At 42.5% G+C, this 17,841-nt stretch carries 13 protein-coding genes; 6 read left to right on the top strand and 7 right to left on the bottom strand.

Translation table 11 applies throughout. From position 1 onward, the window contains the following. Positions 1-149 precede the first annotated feature (149 nt). From FQ083_RS01080 to accC, 3 genes are all read left to right on the top strand, one after another. Positions 150-1,517 (top strand): MATE family efflux transporter, encoded by a 1,368-nt coding sequence (locus FQ083_RS01080; RefSeq protein ID WP_011513501.1) that lies wholly within the window; start codon positions 150-152, stop codon positions 1,515-1,517. A gap of 261 nt (positions 1,518-1,778) precedes the next feature. Beyond that, complete coding sequence (gene accB / locus FQ083_RS01085) at positions 1,779-2,210, top strand: acetyl-CoA carboxylase biotin carboxyl carrier protein (protein WP_020443368.1); 432 nt, start codon at positions 1,779-1,781, stop codon at positions 2,208-2,210. 204 nt (positions 2,211-2,414) lie between these two features. Then, on the top strand, positions 2,415-3,776 hold the full coding sequence (gene accC, locus FQ083_RS01090) for an acetyl-CoA carboxylase biotin carboxylase subunit (protein WP_020443367.1): 1,362 nt from the start codon (positions 2,415-2,417) through the stop codon (positions 3,774-3,776). A gap of 135 nt (positions 3,777-3,911) precedes the next feature. On the opposite strand, the gene FQ083_RS01095 is transcribed toward accC, so the two are convergent. Then, on the bottom strand, positions 3,912-4,526 hold the full coding sequence (locus FQ083_RS01095; RefSeq protein WP_149408400.1) for a hypothetical protein: 615 nt from the start codon (positions 4,524-4,526) through the stop codon (positions 3,912-3,914). Between the two features lie 278 nt (positions 4,527-4,804). Beyond that, positions 4,805-6,589, bottom strand: a complete 1,785-nt coding sequence (leuA, locus tag FQ083_RS01100) for a 2-isopropylmalate synthase (RefSeq protein WP_149408402.1) — start codon at positions 6,587-6,589, stop codon at positions 4,805-4,807. Between the two features lie 217 nt (positions 6,590-6,806). Between leuA and FQ083_RS01105 the strand changes: the two genes are divergently transcribed. Further along, positions 6,807-7,295: an Lrp/AsnC family transcriptional regulator gene (locus FQ083_RS01105; RefSeq protein ID WP_149408403.1), complete on the top strand. Its 489-nt coding sequence runs from the start codon at positions 6,807-6,809 to the stop codon at positions 7,293-7,295. Between the two features lie 19 nt (positions 7,296-7,314). On the opposite strand, the gene FQ083_RS01110 is transcribed toward FQ083_RS01105, so the two are convergent. The 5 genes from FQ083_RS01110 to FQ083_RS01130 all read right to left on the bottom strand — a co-directional run bounded on the left by FQ083_RS01110 (position 7,315) and on the right by FQ083_RS01130 (position 13,595). Next, complete coding sequence (locus FQ083_RS01110) at positions 7,315-8,616, bottom strand: YbfB/YjiJ family MFS transporter (RefSeq protein ID WP_149408405.1); 1,302 nt, start codon at positions 8,614-8,616, stop codon at positions 7,315-7,317. A 103-nt stretch (positions 8,617-8,719) separates the two neighbouring features. Next, entirely contained in the window at positions 8,720-10,075 is a 1,356-nt protein-coding gene (locus FQ083_RS01115) for an ABC1 kinase family protein (protein ID WP_149408407.1), read from the bottom strand. Between the two features lie 74 nt (positions 10,076-10,149). Next, positions 10,150-10,944: a HesA/MoeB/ThiF family protein gene (locus FQ083_RS01120; RefSeq protein ID WP_149408408.1), complete on the bottom strand. Its 795-nt coding sequence runs from the start codon at positions 10,942-10,944 to the stop codon at positions 10,150-10,152. A 15-nt stretch (positions 10,945-10,959) separates the two neighbouring features. Further along, positions 10,960-11,886, bottom strand: a complete 927-nt coding sequence (prmC, locus tag FQ083_RS01125) for a peptide chain release factor N(5)-glutamine methyltransferase (protein WP_149408409.1) — start codon at positions 11,884-11,886, stop codon at positions 10,960-10,962. A gap of 47 nt (positions 11,887-11,933) precedes the next feature. Further along, entirely contained in the window at positions 11,934-13,595 is a 1,662-nt protein-coding gene (locus tag FQ083_RS01130) for an AmpG family muropeptide MFS transporter (RefSeq protein ID WP_149408411.1), read from the bottom strand. Between the two features lie 494 nt (positions 13,596-14,089). On the opposite strand from FQ083_RS01130, the gene FQ083_RS01135 reads away from it, so the two are divergent. Further along, positions 14,090-15,019 carry a LysR substrate-binding domain-containing protein gene (locus tag FQ083_RS01135; protein WP_020443358.1) on the top strand — a complete coding sequence of 310 codons (930 nt, stop codon included), beginning with the start codon at positions 14,090-14,092 and terminating at the stop codon, positions 15,017-15,019. A 214-nt stretch (positions 15,020-15,233) separates the two neighbouring features. Then, positions 15,234-17,822 carry a membrane-bound PQQ-dependent dehydrogenase, glucose/quinate/shikimate family gene (locus FQ083_RS01140; RefSeq protein ID WP_149408412.1) on the top strand — a complete coding sequence of 863 codons (2,589 nt, stop codon included), beginning with the start codon at positions 15,234-15,236 and terminating at the stop codon, positions 17,820-17,822. The last annotated feature ends 19 nt before the right edge of the window (positions 17,823-17,841 follow it).

The raw sequence follows: 17,841 nt of genomic DNA on the forward strand, positions 1-17,841 counted from the left end.
ATGGACTTGCTCATATTATTTATCGGAGTATTATCGTCGCACACCTCCTATTTTACTGTCTCGCTATTGATTTATTGATGGCTGTGTTTGTTCATTAGTAAAATTTGTTTATTAAAAATAATTATTGTAAAGAATAAAAGTTGCTCATTATGGTTTTCCCGTTGTCTTTTGTAGATTTTAAAAGTTACAGTTTACGCTTAGGTATACTCGCGCTGCCCATCTTAATCACCCAATTTTGTCAAGCAGCGCTTGGTGTTGTCGATGCCATTATGGCAGGTCAAGTTTCGGCACTTGATTTGGCTGCTGTCGCTGTCGGCTCAGGTATTTGGCTACCATTATTTTTATTAGCAACAGGTATTTTGATTGCGACTACGCCTCTGATCGGTGAAGCCATTGGTCAAAACCAACTCGATAAAGTACCACATATCACGCAGCAGTCATTATGGACGGCTGGTGTCATTGGTATCCTTGGTTTTATCATTGTCAACCTAGCACCCAATGTACTTGCCCTCATGGGTGTTCCTGAAAATATACAACCGATAGCAACTCAGTATTTGCATGGCGTATCATTTGGCTTCCCTGCAATTGCCGTTTATGCGGTGCTGCGTAGTTACTGTGAAGCGCTTGGTCGACCTGAGCCAGTGACAGTTATTAGTATCATAGGGCTGCTTGCAGATATCCCGCTTAACTATATTTTTATCCATGGCTTGTTTGGCATGCCTGAGATGGGTGGCGCTGGTTGCGGGGTAGCAACTGCTATCGTTTTGTGGATTAACGTCTTATTATTAGCCGCTTATACCAGCTTTACTAAGCGTCAGCAATTTGCCAGTACGCGCTTTTTTTATGCCTTTGCCAGCCCAAATCGGGCACAGATAAAAAAACTTCTCAAGCTTGGTATTCCGATTGGCGTCTCTATCTTTTTTGAAGCCAGTCTATTTAGCTTAGGCGCACTGGTGATTAGTCCATTGGGTGAGCTGGCAACCGCGTCGCACCAAGTCGCCCTATCAGTGACCTCGCAGTTGTTTATGATCCCCATTTCGGTCGCGATGGCACTGACCATTATGGTATCCAACCGCTTTGGTGAAAAAAACCTAATGGCACTGCGTCAAGTACAAGCAACCGGTCTTATATGGACGGTACTTATTGCATTTGCTTGTATGATTGGTGTTTGGCTATTTAGACCACAATTGGCAGCGGCATTCACTGACAATCCTGTAGTACGAGCTCAAGCCATGCATTTGCTCATCTTTGCGCTTGCTTATCAGCTATTTGATGGCTGGCAAGTCAATGTCGCGGGCATATTACGGGGCATGCAAGATACTACAATCCCGATGTGGGTTACCCTATTTTGCTACTGGATAGTGGCACTGCCGCTTGGTATTTATCTAGTACGCTTCACTGATATTGGGGCGCAAGGTTTTTGGATGGCTTTAATTACAGGGTTATTTTTATCGTCTATTTTACTTACCATACGTTTGCGCTACCAACAGAAGAGATTGCTGGCAATGTGGGGATAATAATAAGACTAGGTTTACACAAGTTTATCTAAATGTTATCTGTAATAATCATCACTGGCGCTCGCAAGTCACATAGACTATGATAAATTCTTTAGCATTTCTTACTCAAACGAGCGCTTACGTCATAATATGTAAAAAAACTCAGTTAACAACTGTACATCGATTGCTCATTGCCGTGAATATAGGTATCATTAGCAATTATCTACACAATATTTAGTTACACTATTTTTCTCGAATTTGTTACAAGGCAAAAATACAATTATGGATATTGAAAAAATACGCACCCTCATTGCACTCATGGAAGAAAGCGAACTGGTTAATTTGGAAATCAGCTCAGATGACGAGCATATCAGTTTGACTCGTCACTATGATGCGCCGGCGCCAACGATGATGGCCGCACCTACTGCTGGTGCTGCTACACCTCATACTCCTGAATCGCAGCCTGCGATGAAAGCAGGTAGTGTTGAGACATCACCTATGGTTGGCGTGTATTACTCAGCCCCTAGCCCTAATGATCCACCATTTATAAAGGTTGGACAAAAAGTGCAAGCTGGTGATACGCTCGGCATCATTGAAGCGATGAAAATTATGAATCCTCTTGAGGCGACTCAAAGTGGTGTTATTGATGAGATCTTGGTCACTAATTCTGAAGTGGTACAGTTTGGTCAGCCTATCGTACGCTATAAAGCGTAACCAGATTTGCCAACCTTTACCTCGTTCTGATGGAGAGCGTGCTATTTATCAGGCAATATCAACTTATGCTTAGGCTATTTTAGCTTAATCATATCTAAGCTTAAAGATTTTAAAGTTAGATAATCATTATGCTTAATAATAAGTTTTGATATTGCTGAATATAGTGACTCCATTAAAAAACGCCGCTTCAATAAGGATGACCCCATGATAAAAAAACTGCTCATCGCCAATAGAGGTGAGATTGCTCTACGTATCGTTCGCGCTTGTAAAGCCCTTGGTATTCAAACCGTTGGTGTTTACTCTACGGCTGATGCCAATTTAATGCACTTACGCTTTGTTGATGAAGCCATTTGTATCGGCAAGCCCAATGCCAATCAAAGCTATCTAAATATCAATACTATCTTGACTGCTGCTGAGATTACTGGCGCTGATGCCATTCACCCCGGTTATGGTTTTTTGGCTGAAAATGCTGAATTTGCTGAACGTATTGAAGAAGCTGGATTAACCTTTGTAGGCCCTACTGCAGATCATATTCGTCTGATGGGAAACAAGGTTTCCGCGATCAATGCCATGAAAAAAGCGGGTGTGCCGACAGTACCTGGTTCAGTAGGTGCTGTGACGCTACACAATGCTGAAGAGCAAGCGCGCAATATTGGTTTTCCCTTGTTGATTAAAGCGGCAGCGGGTGGCGGTGGTCGTGGTATGCGTGTGGTTGAGCGCTTTGAAGAAATTATCGGTCAAGTGCAAGCGGCTAAGCAAGAAGCTGAGCTATGGTTTGGTGATGATACGGTTTATATGGAACGTTATCTCCAAAACCCGCGACATGTAGAGATACAAGTACTTGGCGATGGTAATGGTAATGCCATCCATTTATATGACAGAGATTGCTCATTGCAGCGTCGTCATCAAAAAGTTTTAGAAGAAGCCCCTGCCCCTGATATTCCTGATGATGTACGTCAGCCTATCTTAGATGCTTGCGTAAAAGCATGTAAGCTGGTCAAATACCGCGGTGCTGGTACTTTTGAGTTTTTATTTGAAAATAATGAATATTTCTTTATTGAGATGAACACTCGCGTACAAGTTGAGCATACTATTACTGAGATGATTACAGGCATTGATGTGGTCGTTGAACAGTTAAAAATCGCAGCTGGCTACGGTTTATCGTATCGCCAAAGTGAGATTGAAATTCAAGGTCATGCGATTGAATGTCGCATCAATGCTGAAGATCCAGTGACCTTTATGCCATCACCTGGTACGGTTACTCAGCTGTATTCACCTAGTGGGGCTGGTATCCGCTTTGACTCACATCTATATCCTGGTTATGAGATTCCAAGTTACTATGATTCTTTGATTGGTAAGCTTATTTGTCATGGTCAAACCCGTCAGCAAGCGATTTCTAAAACGCTACAGGCACTTGATGAGTTGGTTATCGAAGGTATCAAAACAAATATCCCGATGCATCGTGATGTAATCTTATCAGATGATAATTTTGTTCATGAAGCACAGAATATTCATTATCTTGAAAGAGAATTGTTAACTGCTAATAAAGAAAAAGCCAACTTGTGAACTAATTAAATATTGATATCACATATTGTTATCGTAAAGATTTGTTCTCAATAAAAAAACCGCTATCTGCATGGATAGCGGTTTTTTAATGATGATTGTAATTAAAGCTAAAGCAAAGTCACCGAAAAACCATTACTATGGCAGAATTCTATTAAAGTTCATAAAGCACTCTTTGCCATCAGGATCAGCACACCATTGCATTTGATTACCATCATGATTTAAAAATGCAATCAACGCCTCATTGCTCTGATCTATCTGGCTGCCGGAGCAATCTACTTCATTGTTATCATAAACGGTTTTAATAGCAATGATAGGTAGCCCCTCCTCACGGTGCGTAATCAAATAACGTCCATAAGTCCACTCTTTGCCACTGACTGACCACATTTCATTATCAGCAGCAAAGTTGTAAAGCTCACGGCACTGAGCAGATTTCTTTGCTGATGCAATGAGTTTTTTGCTGGTATCTGCTTGAATATTAATGAGGCGTTTTTCGTTTTGTGTCAATAGTCCTGCACCGGCGTCAACTTTAGGTTCGTTACTTTTAATCTGACTCTTATCTTTTAACGCTGCTTGCCGCGCCTCAGCTTCTTTGGTCATCATGATACTACTGTTTAGATCAATCTCCCACTGTCCAGCAATTGCAGGACTAATATGTGTGGTAATGGTCGGCTTACTAACTGCTTCGCCATTTACTGGCAATGATGCCAAAATAGCGGCTAATGAAAATGAAGCAAATGAGAGAGGTTCCATAATTAACCTTGTTATTTATACTATTATAATAATGAATGCTATGTACATTAGCGTAAGTCTTAGTCACTGAAAACACAAGTAACATTATGCTATTAGGCTTTAACCTCTCAGTGGTAAGCACTTCAATAAGATCTCTAATTACTGAGGTTCAGACATAGGTTCAAACATAAAAAATAACGCCATGGCTCTGATTTGCTTATCGCAATGAGCCATGACGTTATACTTATAGAAATGTAAACTTATATACCTAAATATTTAAATTCTTAAGTACTTAGTTATTAAACAGCAGCGATACTAACTGCTTGAGCAAAGGCTGACAATGCGCCCTTTAGCATGGCTGATACCGTGCTGCTACAAGTGCCGATACCTGAATAAACTTCACCATCTACATTTAGCTGTATATAAGCAGCAGCATTGGCATTGGTCTTATTGTCTCTATTGTTATCATCATTGATACCATCACCGCTATTATGCTGCGGATTGATTGCATGCTCAGCGTAATTAATGACATGGATTGATTTGCCTGTATGCTGCGCCAATCCATCGATAAACGAAGATAACGGCCCATTACCATCACCATCTATAGTGATGGTATCGCCATTCATCTGAACTTGACCGTTAAAGTAGACTTCGCCGCCTTTATTATTGACCGTATAATCTAACAGCTCAAAACTGCCTTGCTGTAAATAAGTGTCTTCAAAGGTCTGTAAGATTTCATCATTCTGTAATTCACGAGCCGTGGTTTCAGCTTGTTTTTGTACCACACCACTAAAGTCAATTTGCATCCAACGTGGTAAATTAAAGCCATAGTTGCGCTGCAAGATATAAGCCACACCGCCTTTACCAGATTGGCTATTGATACGAACCACATCCTGATAGCTGCGACCAATATGTGCAGGATCAATTGGTAAATATGCCACATCCCAGACGTTTTCTGTCTTCTCCACATGCTTCTCATTATAGTCGAGGCACTTCTTGATCGCGTCTTGGTGCGAGCCGCTAAAGGCAGTAAATACAAGCTCACCCACATAAGGATGACGTGGATGCAGAGGCAAGTTATTGCATTCGCTAACGACTTGTACAATCTCACTCATGTTACTAAAATCAAGCTCAGGATCGATACCTTGGCTAAACAGATTCATCGCCATGACCATGATATCCATATTGCCAGTACGCTCGCCATTACCAAGCAAGGTGCCTTCGATACGATCTGCGCCAGCAAGCACACCAAGCTCAGCCGCCGCCACCGCACAGCCTCGGTCATTATGCGTATGCAAGCTAATAGTTACATGCTCACGCTTGGCAAGATTACGACAAAAATACTCGACTTGATCAGCGAATACATTGGGCATTGACGCCTCAACCGTCGCAGGTAAGTTTAAGATTACCTCTTGACCATTCTCGGGCTGCCAAATATCACAAACGGCATCACAGACTTCAACTGCATATTCAGTCTCAGTTTGGCTAAAGCTCTCAGGTGAATACTGGAATACCCATTCTGTTTCTGGATATTTAGCAGCATATTCAACCAATAATTTAGCACCAGTGACAGCTATCTCTTTGATTTCAGCTTTATCTTTAGCATATACTTTTTCGCGCTGAATACGGCAAGTTGAGTTATAAACATGAACGATGGCACGCTTTGCGCCTTTTAAGGATTCAAAAGTTCGAGCAATCAAATGCTCACGTGCCTGCACCAATACCTGCAAAGTCACGTCATCAGGCACATGATTTTCTTCAATCAATTTACGAGCAAAATCAAACTCGACTTGTGCCGCTGAGGGAAAACCTATTTCAATCTCTTTAAAACCCACATCTATCAAGGTTTCAAAAAAACGCATTTTTTGTTCAATAGTCATCGGATCAATCAATGCCTGATTGCCATCACGCAGATCCACACTTGCCCATATCGGTGATTTCTCTAGCGTTTTGCTCGGCCATGTACGATCTGGCAACAGTGGCGCAAATGCAAAAGGGCGATATTTACGGAAATCGAAAGCGGCTTTTTTTGGTGTGCTCTTTGCAGCGGCAGGCGCTACAGGGCGTGTTGCTTGGTCAGACATAATCAATCCTTAGATGGCATTAGGTTGGTATTTTTAGTGAGGCAATCAATGCCAAGATCCTGCTTTATCATACGAGATAATACTAACTTACGCCATTATAATAACAAAGTTTATAAGGTGAATATCGGCTTTATAATAAGTATATTTACCTTATATTAGTGAAATACGATAAATAAATCTCTATAATTGGCATAATCCACTAATAAAAATACTTATTATGCAATATACTCATTCTAATCAGCTTTTAATTGCAGATATTGATGACACAGATAAACGCTTATTGCGCTTATTACAGACCGATGCACGTATGAGCATTACTGAGCTTGCCGAGCGCGTTAATCTCTCGGCAACCCCTTGTGCGCGCCGTATTAAGCGCTTAGAAGACAGTGGCGTTATCACCGGTTATCATACTCAAACCGATGCCCAAAAACTTGGCTATCCCTTGGCAGTTTTCATTGCTATCAGTATGGATCGTCACACAGCTGACCGTTTTGAGCAGTTTGAGCGCAAGGTTAAAAGCTTCGATGAAGTCATCAGCTGTAGTATCGTCACTGGTCGCTCTGAGGACTACCTGATTAAAGTACGCGTACGCGATATGGCTCACTATGAGGAATTTTTATTGCATCGGTTAAATCGTATCGAAGGCGTGGCACAAGTCCATACCAGCTTTGAGCTGCGAGAAGTATTCAGCCGCAGTATGGTTTAATCATATTAAAGTGATTCGCTTAAATGATTATTTTTTGCAGTCGGTTCGTTTGACGCCAGAAAAAGAATACCAAAACCAGTCCTATCAGCAGTCCTATAGCCGCTACCAACAACCCTGCATTAAAGTTATCATTCTCTCCCGCCAGCGCTACCGTTACCAATGGTCCGATGAACTGCCCTATTGCATAGGCTAATGTCGCCAGTCCTATCAGCAGATTTGAATAGATGGGATTTATGTTTTTAATAATCGTCAAGGTCATAGAAACCATACCCACAAAGGTTAATCCTAAAATCATGGCATTAGCATATAAACCAATAGCGCCATCAAACCCTATTGGCAAATACATGCCAAACGCTTGCAATAACGTCAAGCCCATTAAGGTTTTGACTTCACCAATACGCTTGGCAAGAGCACCCCAAATCGGGTTTGAGAGCATGGCAAAGATACCTACCACCAACCAAATAGACAGTCCAGCAGAATTTTGAGTGGTCAAGCGCTGAGCTGCCATTACCGGCAAAAAAGTCGCCGATGTAATATAACCAAAGCCTGCCAGCACATAACTGGTCAACAATAACGCAAGGGGCTTGCTATGACCTGCTAGCGCCTCGTATAAAGAACGCTTAAAATTAATATAGGTTTGATATAGCGAGGAATAATGATTACTCTGGGGTGTTTCTGAGCTTACTGATGTTGGATTTGATGATGTTGAACCAGATAAAGTAATCATAGCAGACGGACGTATGCCATAAAGCAACCATAAAACAGGTAAGCTAATCATTCCAGCGATCAGCCAAATCACGTCGAAATGGTAGCCAAGCGTCAGTAACCACCACGTCAGTATTGCGGAGGCACTGATACCGACGCCGATACCTGCATAGTGTACTGCCGATAGCACTGAACGGCGCTCAAGACTGAAGCTTTGAATGACCAAAGATGAGCTTAAAATCATCGCCACACCACTTGCGATACCTGATATCAGCCGAATGCCATACCATAGATTTAATGACATATTTGGCACAACCAACAGCATGGTAGTAATGACACTAACTATTGTCCATAATATTAGCATGTGCCATGTTAAACGCTGCGGTACAAACATCGCGATAAGCGCGCCAATAAAGTAGCCAATATAGTTGATTGAAGCGAGCCAACCCGCAATGGTCGTGGATAGCGACAATTGCAGCATAATATCAGGTAAAGTGGCTGTAAATAAAAAGCGTCCAAACCCCATCACCACTGCCATACAGTACATACCAATCAACGCAACAGCTGTTTCATTGGTGATAGTAATAACAGCACGGCTTTTGAGAGCAGTCATCATGACAGGGCCATTTTGTGGCAAAAAGCACACAATCCTTTGTGTTAAAGTAGTAAACAACAATTATGAACGAGTATTAGAACAGCATTAAATATAGTATTTAATCCTACGAAACATTGATTGTTGGACGATTTTCTTGCTCATTTTTCTCTGCTTGTCCCAACATCTGCACGCGCTGATCACTAAACATATCCATATCAGGTGCAAGCGTACGCATAAAGCGGTCAAAATAGAGCATCTGCTTGGTCAATAAAGCAAAATCACGCGGAAAATGAATACCATGACGCTTACCGACCTCAACTATCTCCAGCATCATTGTATTCAGCTCATCCGCCTGCTCTTTCGTATTAAAAGGCACACCACTGGTAAAGGCTTTGTCCTCTGCCATAATGGTCTTCATCATACGCTGCAAATCATCACCCAATGCCACCACATCAACCTGACTACCACCATGTGTCATCTCCATATCTATCATATGGCGTGCCATCGCATAATAATCATTATCCTGCATGGCTTGCATCATTCCCATGCAAGCGCGCCAGCTTTCAGCCTTCAATTTACCGACAATACCAAAATCTAAAAATCCGATACGTCCATCAGTTAATAGCATTAAATTACCCGCATGCAAATCCGCATGGAAACTATTACACAGCATCAGGCTTGCAAACCAAGTATTGAGCGTATCTGCCATCACTTGGGCAGGATCAGTACAATATTGACGCATCAAAGTTTCATCTACCATAGAGACACCGTATAAGCGGCTCATGGTCAACACACGCTTGGTAGTGTACGCCTCATAGACTTTTGGTGCCACCACGCGTGTATTGCCTGATACTGCCAAAAACTGCTGAAAGTCACGAATATTTTGTGCCTCAGCGATAAAGTCTGTCTCCGCAAGCATACGCAAACGAATCTCATCAATAATCGGCGCAATGCTGGCAAATCTCATTGAAGGCATCAACAATTCAACCAGCTTTGTCACGCCATGTAATACACCCAAATCCGTCTGCATAATGGTTTCGACGCCAGGTTTTTGCACCTTTAAGACAACTTCATCACCATTATGCAAACGCGCTGCGTGGACTTGGGCGATAGAAGCAGAAGCCAGTGGTTTTGAGTCAATGTAGGCAAACGTCTCTTCAAGTGTGAGTCCATTAACAGCTAGCTCTTCTGTTAATACTTGCTCGATATAAGCATAAGACAATGGTGCGGTTTGATCCAAACAGCTTTGAAAGGCTTGCACATATTCGCGCGGAAATAATGACGGCGTACTAGCAATAAACTGCCCTATTTTGATATAAGTCGTACCCAGTTGCTCAAAAGTTTCTTTTAACAGCATGGCATCAGGCTTTTCGCCCTTCGCCACTCTAAGCGCTGACAAGCCAGCGACACTTGCTGTTTGACGAACACGGTTAACGACATTAAAGGTATGTTTTAATAAATGCGGACGATGAATTTTCATAAAAGACAACTATGGTCATAAGAAGGATATTTGAGAATCGGCGATTATAATTGGTAAAAAATCATTAATTGAAATTAGGAAAGGCTATTACAGACAGGACATTCTGACTCTTTTCGATACCCCATCAGCCGTTGCTGCATCTGACTACCATCCCATATGAGCAGCTTGTTTGTCAGTGGATTTTTGGTTAATCCCAAATATTGCAAAGCAGCATTGGCTTGCAAGTTACCCATGACAGCTGTAGTGCTGGCAAGCACCCCTGAATTGGCACACGTACGTTCATCCGCCTCGGCATCCAGTACTACCGAACCAAACACACAGTGATAGCAGCCGGTATTTAGATGTGGCTCAAATAGTGCCAGTTGCCCTTGCATCGCAATAGCAGATGCCGATAATAATGGAATCTGATAGCGCACACTAATACGATTTATGATGTCACGGGTAGCAAAATTATCTGTACAGTCTAACAATAGGTCTGGCGTACCGGACGCCATATCAAGTAACTCATAAGCATTGTCTTCACTCAAACGCGCTATCGTACCGCGAGCTGTGATTAAAGGATTGATACGCATCAACATTTGCGCAGCAGTTAGAGCTTTAGGTTTACCAATATCCTCCGGTAAAAACAATGTTTGACGCTGTAAATTACTGGCTTCAATGTCATCGTCATCAATTAGGCGAATATGCCCAAGTCCTGCACGTACTAAGGTTTCAGAAGCTGGGCAACCTAGCCCACCTGCGCCTATCATGACGACACTTGATGATTTTAGTCGTAGCTGAGCATCAATATCCCAGCCATCAAGCAATATTTGACGCGCATAACGCAGCAGCTCATCATCTAACAATATTTCTGTTTCTACATTACTCATATGGATTACCAGTACTCAATATTGCCGCTTATTTTTATTAAACTGCCCAAGCGTCACTCTATCGTTCCTACCAAAATCTTTAATCGTTTGTATATTATCGAAGTGATTGTCCGCAAATAACTGGCGTGCAGCATGCCCTTGATCAAAGCCATGCTCAATCGCTAGTAGCCCGCCTACTTTTAGGTACTGCAGCGCATGATGGACAATATGTTCGATATCAGCCAAACCATGATTAGGGGCGCTCAAAGCACTAATTGGCTCTGCTAATAAACCTGCTAAATGCTCATCCGCCTCATCAATATAGGGCGGATTTGAGACAATCACATCGAATAAATGTTCGTCCTGAGTAGAGAGTGCATCATACCAGCTACTATGGACAAACTCGATATCTACAGCATTACTAACCGCATTATGCTGAGCAATTTTTAGCGCCTCTAGCGAGAAATCAACGGCAACGACTTGCCAGCTTACTGGTTCCAATTTGCAAGCCAGCTTTAACTCGTGAGCAAGACTGATGGCAATACAACCAGAACCCGTGCCCAGATCAAGCAGACGCTTATTGCTAGCAGCATTAGGTACAAACTCTTCATTGGCAGTATTTATCCAATGTAGTACTTGCTCAACCAAAACTTCAGTATCGGGTCTGGGAATTAAAGTATGTTCATTAACGGCAAAATCAAGCGACCAAAATGCCTGTATACCCGTTAAATAAGCCAATGGTGTACCTTGCTGCATTTTGGTCACACCAACATTAAATCGCTCAACCTCAACATCACTTAGCTGATAGCTATCATCCGTTATTAAAAATAGCGCAGGTTTATCAATGATATATAACAGCCAATCTGTTATCCAAAATGGCGGAACAGATAATTCTTCCGCCATTTGTATCGCTTGCTGCTTGATTTGCCATACTGTTACGTCTGCTGCTTTTTGCGCTGTCATAAATGACTCTTAATAATTATATCTGCTTTATTTTTATAACCTCTAACCTACTCTGATGCGCGCGGTGGCTCATTGGTATTGGTTAAATTAGGATTGGCTTTGGTTAACTCAACACCTTTATTACTGCCACTATTACTATCGTCACTGCCATCGCCGTAAATATCATCATTGTCACCAATGACGATATATTTATCAACATAATAAATCAGCGCTAAAATAGGAATACCAATTAGAAAAGTAAACATAAAGAAGAAGGGATAACTGGTGCTATCAACGATAGTCCCTGAATAACCACCCACCACTTTTGGTAATAATGTCATTAGTGATGAAAATATTGAATACTGGACGGCAGTAAATCGAATAGATGTTAATGCAGATAAAAAGGCAATAAATACAGCACTAGCAAGACCAGCTGCAAGGTTATCAAGGATTACTGCCAAATACATATACGGCAAGCTCCCAGGATGGTATGTCAGCAGAATAAATAACAAGTTTGTCACGCAGGCAAGGACTGCTCCAACCATCATTGCGCGCATGATACGCATTTTTTGTGCTAATAAACCACCTAAGAAACCACCAGCAATCGCCATGACAACACCAACCAATTTAACGGCGTTGGCAATATCGACTTTAGTGAATGCCATGTCTTGATAGAAGACGTTAGAGATAACCCCGGCAACAATATCGGAGATACGATAAAGACCAATCAGCGCCAATAACAATAACGCCTTTTTACCGTAACGGCGGAAAAAGTCAGCAATAGGCTCAATCCATGTGGTCTTAGCAAACTCTTGCTCCACAAGATTGGCTTTTACTAAGCCGTAACCGATAATCAAAGCCGCTGCCAAACTCGATACCATACGCACTACTTCGATTAAGAAGCCTGCAAACACACTTTCTGTCTCAGGTAAGACCAAGCCCGCATTAGCAAATACCAGTACAAAACCTATGACTGATATAGCGAATACTAATACTAGACGGGTATATTCTGACGTTTTACGTTCAACAACCACTTGTTGTCTAATCGGCTCATGAATCACCAAGGTGGTAATAACCCCAATACCCATTACCGCTGCCATAATCCAGTAGGTATTGCGCCACGCCTCATAGCTATAAAAGCTCTCGGTAGAACCAAAGTAATCGGCTAAATATAATGCCCCAGCACCAGCAACAATCATCCCGATACGGTAACCGGTCACATACATGGCAGACAAGACCGCCTGTAGGCTTGGTGGTGCCAATTCGATGCGATAGGCATCAATAACGATGTCTTGTGTCGCTGATGAAAAGCCAAGTAGTACTGCACCTACTGCCATCAGGACTAGACTGCCTTCATTCGCTGGATTGACACTCGCCATAATACAAATAGCGGCAATAATCATAATCTGCGAGACCAAAATCCAGCTGCGCCTGCGACCTAAAAGCTTGTTTAATATTGGCAATGGCACCGCATCAATTAGTGGTGCCCAGATAAACTTAAAGGCATAACCAAGCGCCGCCCAGCTAAACATCGTTACTACGCTACGATCAATCCCTGCTTCACGCAGCCATAATGATAAGCTAGAGAAAATTAGTAAGATCGGAATGCCAGCGACAAAGCCCAAGAACAGCATGATAAGTGAACGCCGATCAAGATAAGCTTGCAAAGATTCGCTAAGTGACTTCTTGGCCATAGGAGAATTGGGCGGAATAGGTTGGACAGCAGACATAACGACTCACCAAAAATTTAGACAAAAAATACGACAGTGCGCTACTTTTTATCCAAAAATTTTATCTACTGGCAGTGTGACATCGAGACTATCAGGATAAAAAAGGACAAAAAATTGCCTAGCTCTGTACAAAGAAAATGACATTTGCTGCAAAATTGAATAATGGTACTTGAGAATGCTTAAATTGACTAGATGTTTTTCCACTAACTACTTGATTGAGCATATCGGCTATATTCTATAGCTTGCCTGAGTAAGTACATGTATCTTAACCTTTCTTAAATATAAATTAAGCTATAATTTTTTGGTTACTACTACTATATTTCTATCTAGCGTACTATCCAAGCGATTTTCCTATATTCCATATATGTATAAATAGATACCTATTTATTATATACAAGAATAATAGCTTTGATTTACACTACACGCTTGTTATGTTTTTTGGGCGTTTTAACTCTTATAAAGACGACTGACTCTTTATATAATGGGATTAACTTATGGCAATCGACGTAGTGGTCAATCAGCGGCATCTGCAAATTCAACTCAAACAGTTGGAGACAGTGTGGCATACCGTAATCAATGGCTATAATTTAAGTCAGGCGGCGACGGTACTGCATACTAGCCAATCAAGTCTTTCAAAGCATATCGCAGCACTTGAGAATCAGCTCAAAACCGAAGTGTTCGTGCGCCAAGGCAAACGTTTAACGGGGCTTACGACAATGGGTACGGCGCTCATGCCGCATATTGAGTCTATCTTTACCGAAATCCGTACGATTGAAAACCTCAGCCTCGACTTTAACAATCCAAATGTCGGTACATTGACAATTGCCACGACTCATACTCAGGCACGTTATGTCTTACCAGAAGTCGTGAAAGAATTTAAAGAGCGTTTTCCTAAGGTTAATCTCATTCTGCAACAGGCAGATCCTGAAACAATCGCACAGATGGTGATACGTGGGCAGGCCGATATTGGTATTGCAACCGAGTCCTTGCTACATAACAACTATCTGCGCTGCTATCGTTATTACGACTGGACGCATCGTGTCATCGTGCCAAGCGATCATGAACTGGCAGGACTAGAATCTATCGATTTACCAACTCTCGCCAGCTATCCAATCGTAACTTATCACGGTGGTTTTACGGGGCGCGGCGCCATTGACAAGACTTTTAGCGACGCCGGTCTTGAGCCAGATATCGTATTGGCAGCACTTGATGCAGACGTGATTAGCACCTATGTTGGACTTGGCTTAGGGATTGGTATTATCGCGGAGATGGCATTTGAGCCAAGTCATTATCAAAATCTAACCGCCATTCCAGTCGACCATTTTGGACGTTTTACCAGTTGGATGGCAGTACGTGATGACGCAGAGATTCGTCAGTATGGACGGGCGTTTATGGAGCTGTGTCAAAAACAGTTCAACAACTAAAACATCCCTACCAAACCGTTATTCCTAGCTTACCCCACCTTTACCGAACTTATGCATAAATGATAAAATAGAGTCTAGAACGTCATTCAGCGTTTGATTTATTTTTTATTATGCATGTATTGCTGGACGCCTAGACATCTCGTTATTAGTCATTATTACTGGGTGTCGATCACTGCATGTCCATTTGCTCTTATGTAAACAGGTGGTAGCGCTCATGGAAAAATTCGTAGCGATCATTATGGCAGTTTTTGCCGCCCCCTTGGTTATCGGTGGCGCTTACCTGCTCTCTCTAGGCGGTAGTCCTTACTATCTTTTTGCCAGCGTTATCATACTGACGACGGCATTTTTATTGTTCAAAAAATATTGGAGTGCTTACGCACTCTACGCCATCTTTATAGTAGCGACCATTGTTTGGGCACTTTGGGAATCTGGATTCTATTGGTGGGCGCTAGCGCCTCGTGTTGGCTTCCCGCTCATATTTGGTCTGTTGATGCTCTTGCCATGGGTATCAAATAAGATGCGTGGTCACAAGACTCAAGTATCGACGAGCTCTGCTAGTAGTACATCAACCATAGACACTGTTAAGAAAAACCCTCTTTATTATTGGGGATTGCTCGCTAGCGTAGTTGTAGGTGCACTGCTCTCTTTTGGAAGCTTAGCAAACAATGTTACTGACAAATTAGGTGAGCTCAATTTAACAGCCACCGATGATGGCGATCAAGATACCACTTCATCTGATACGTCTGCAAATCTTGGTGACCCACTATCAAATGGCCAACAAACACCAGACGGCGAGTGGAGCGCGTATGGTCGTACTAACTATGGGCAACGCTATTCTCCCCTAACTCAAATCAACACTAACAATGTCAAAAATTTAGAGCTTGCTTGGCAAATCCAAACAGGTGATGTCAAAGGTCCTAATGATATCGGCGAGACCACTTATCAGGCAACGCCATTAAAAATCGGCAATGCTCTGTATATGTGCACTCCTCATAACTGGGTGCTAGCATTGGATGCAGACTCTGGTAAGACACTATGGAAGTTTGATCCCAAAGTAGAAAAGAACCTGCAACGCCAACACCAAACATGTCGAGGCGTGTCTTATTATGCTGGTCAAGCTGGCACGGATAGTACTCCTCTAGTTGCTAATGATGAGGCAAACAGCGATAGTGCCATCAATGATACAACGGCTAATAATACAGCCATAACCAACAAATCTGCTGTGCACAGCAATATGATGGTTCAAAAAGTTACTGGTAATACTTTTGAAAACGCATCTAAACAATGCGATGCCAAGATATTTATTCCAACCTCTGATGCTAAGTTATATGCACTTGATCCAAATACTGGCCAACGCTGTCAAGATTTTGGTGAAGATGGCGCATTAGATTTGATGCACAATATGCCATTTACACAGGCGGGCTACTACTATTCGACGTCGCCTCCGATAGTGGTAGGCAATACTATTGTTGTGGCAGGTGCCATCAATGACAACTATGATGTAAATTCACCTTCTGGTGTTATCCGTGCTTATGATGTCAATACTGGTGAGCTATTGTGGAACTGGGATTCAGGCGACCCTGACAACACCGCGCCTTTTGATGTCAATGATCCTACTCAGACGTACAAAACCAGCTCGCCAAATTCATGGGCGATCGCTAGTGCTGATGAAGAGCTTGGTTTGGTTTACTTCCCTATGGGTAACCGCACGCCAGATCAGCTGGGCAGCTACCGCAACGCTGCTGAAGAAAAATATGCAACCTCTGTGGTCGCGTTAGATATTAATACAGGCGAAGCGCGCTGGGTACAGCAGTTTGTCCATCATGATCTTTGGGATATGGATACACCTGCTCAGCCAACGTTGCTTGACTTAGATACAAATGATGGCGTCCAACCTGCTTTGGTTGTACCGACCAAACAAGGTGATGTCTATGTCTTGAACCGCGCAACAGGCAAGCCTATTGTACCAATCAAAGAACGTGATGCACCGCAAGGCTATCTCATTGCAAGTGAACACGCCGCACCCACTCAGCCGTATTCTGGTTTGAGTTTTGAGCCACCGATGTTGAAAGAAAAAGACATGTGGGGTGCCAGCCTGATTGATCAGATGATGTGCCGAATTGAATTTAACCAGCTTAATTATGATGGTCGTTATACACCACCATCAACGAATGGCAGCATAGTCTATCCTGGTAACTTTGGTACCTTTAACTGGGGCGGAATCGCCGTCGATCCTGAAAATGGCGTGATGTTTGGTATGCCAACTTACCTTGCCTTTACGTCAAAACTCATTCCTAAAGAAACACTTGGTGATGTTGAAACCAATAAAGGTGAGCAAGGTGTGAATGCCAATGAAGGCGCAGATTATGCGGTAGAAATGGGACCGTTTTTATCACCGCTTGGCGTACCTTGTCAGCAGCCACCATGGGGCACAATAGCAGGTGCTGATCTGGCCACAGGTGAGATTGCTTATCAACGCAAAAATGGTACCGTACAAGACTTATCTCCTATTCCATTAAAATTGGAGTTAGGTGTCCCTGGTATCGGTGGACCTATCATTACTAAAGGCGGCTTAGCATTCTTATCAGCGGCGACCGAAAACAACTTCCGCGCTTATGATTTGAAAAATGGTGATGTCCTATGGAATGTGCGTATTCCAGCAGGTGGTCAAGCCACACCTATGACTTACTTGAACTCTAAAGGTGAGCAAATGGTAGTATTAGTTGCTGGTGGACATGGTTCAGTGGGTACAACCATTGGTGATTATGTCGTGGCGTATAAGCTTGGTGACCAATCTAAATAGTCATTCAACCAAATAACGT

It is taken from the genome of Psychrobacter sp. ANT_H59 (assembly GCF_008369225.1).
Taxonomy (GTDB): Bacteria; Pseudomonadota; Gammaproteobacteria; order Pseudomonadales; family Moraxellaceae; genus Psychrobacter; species Psychrobacter cryohalolentis.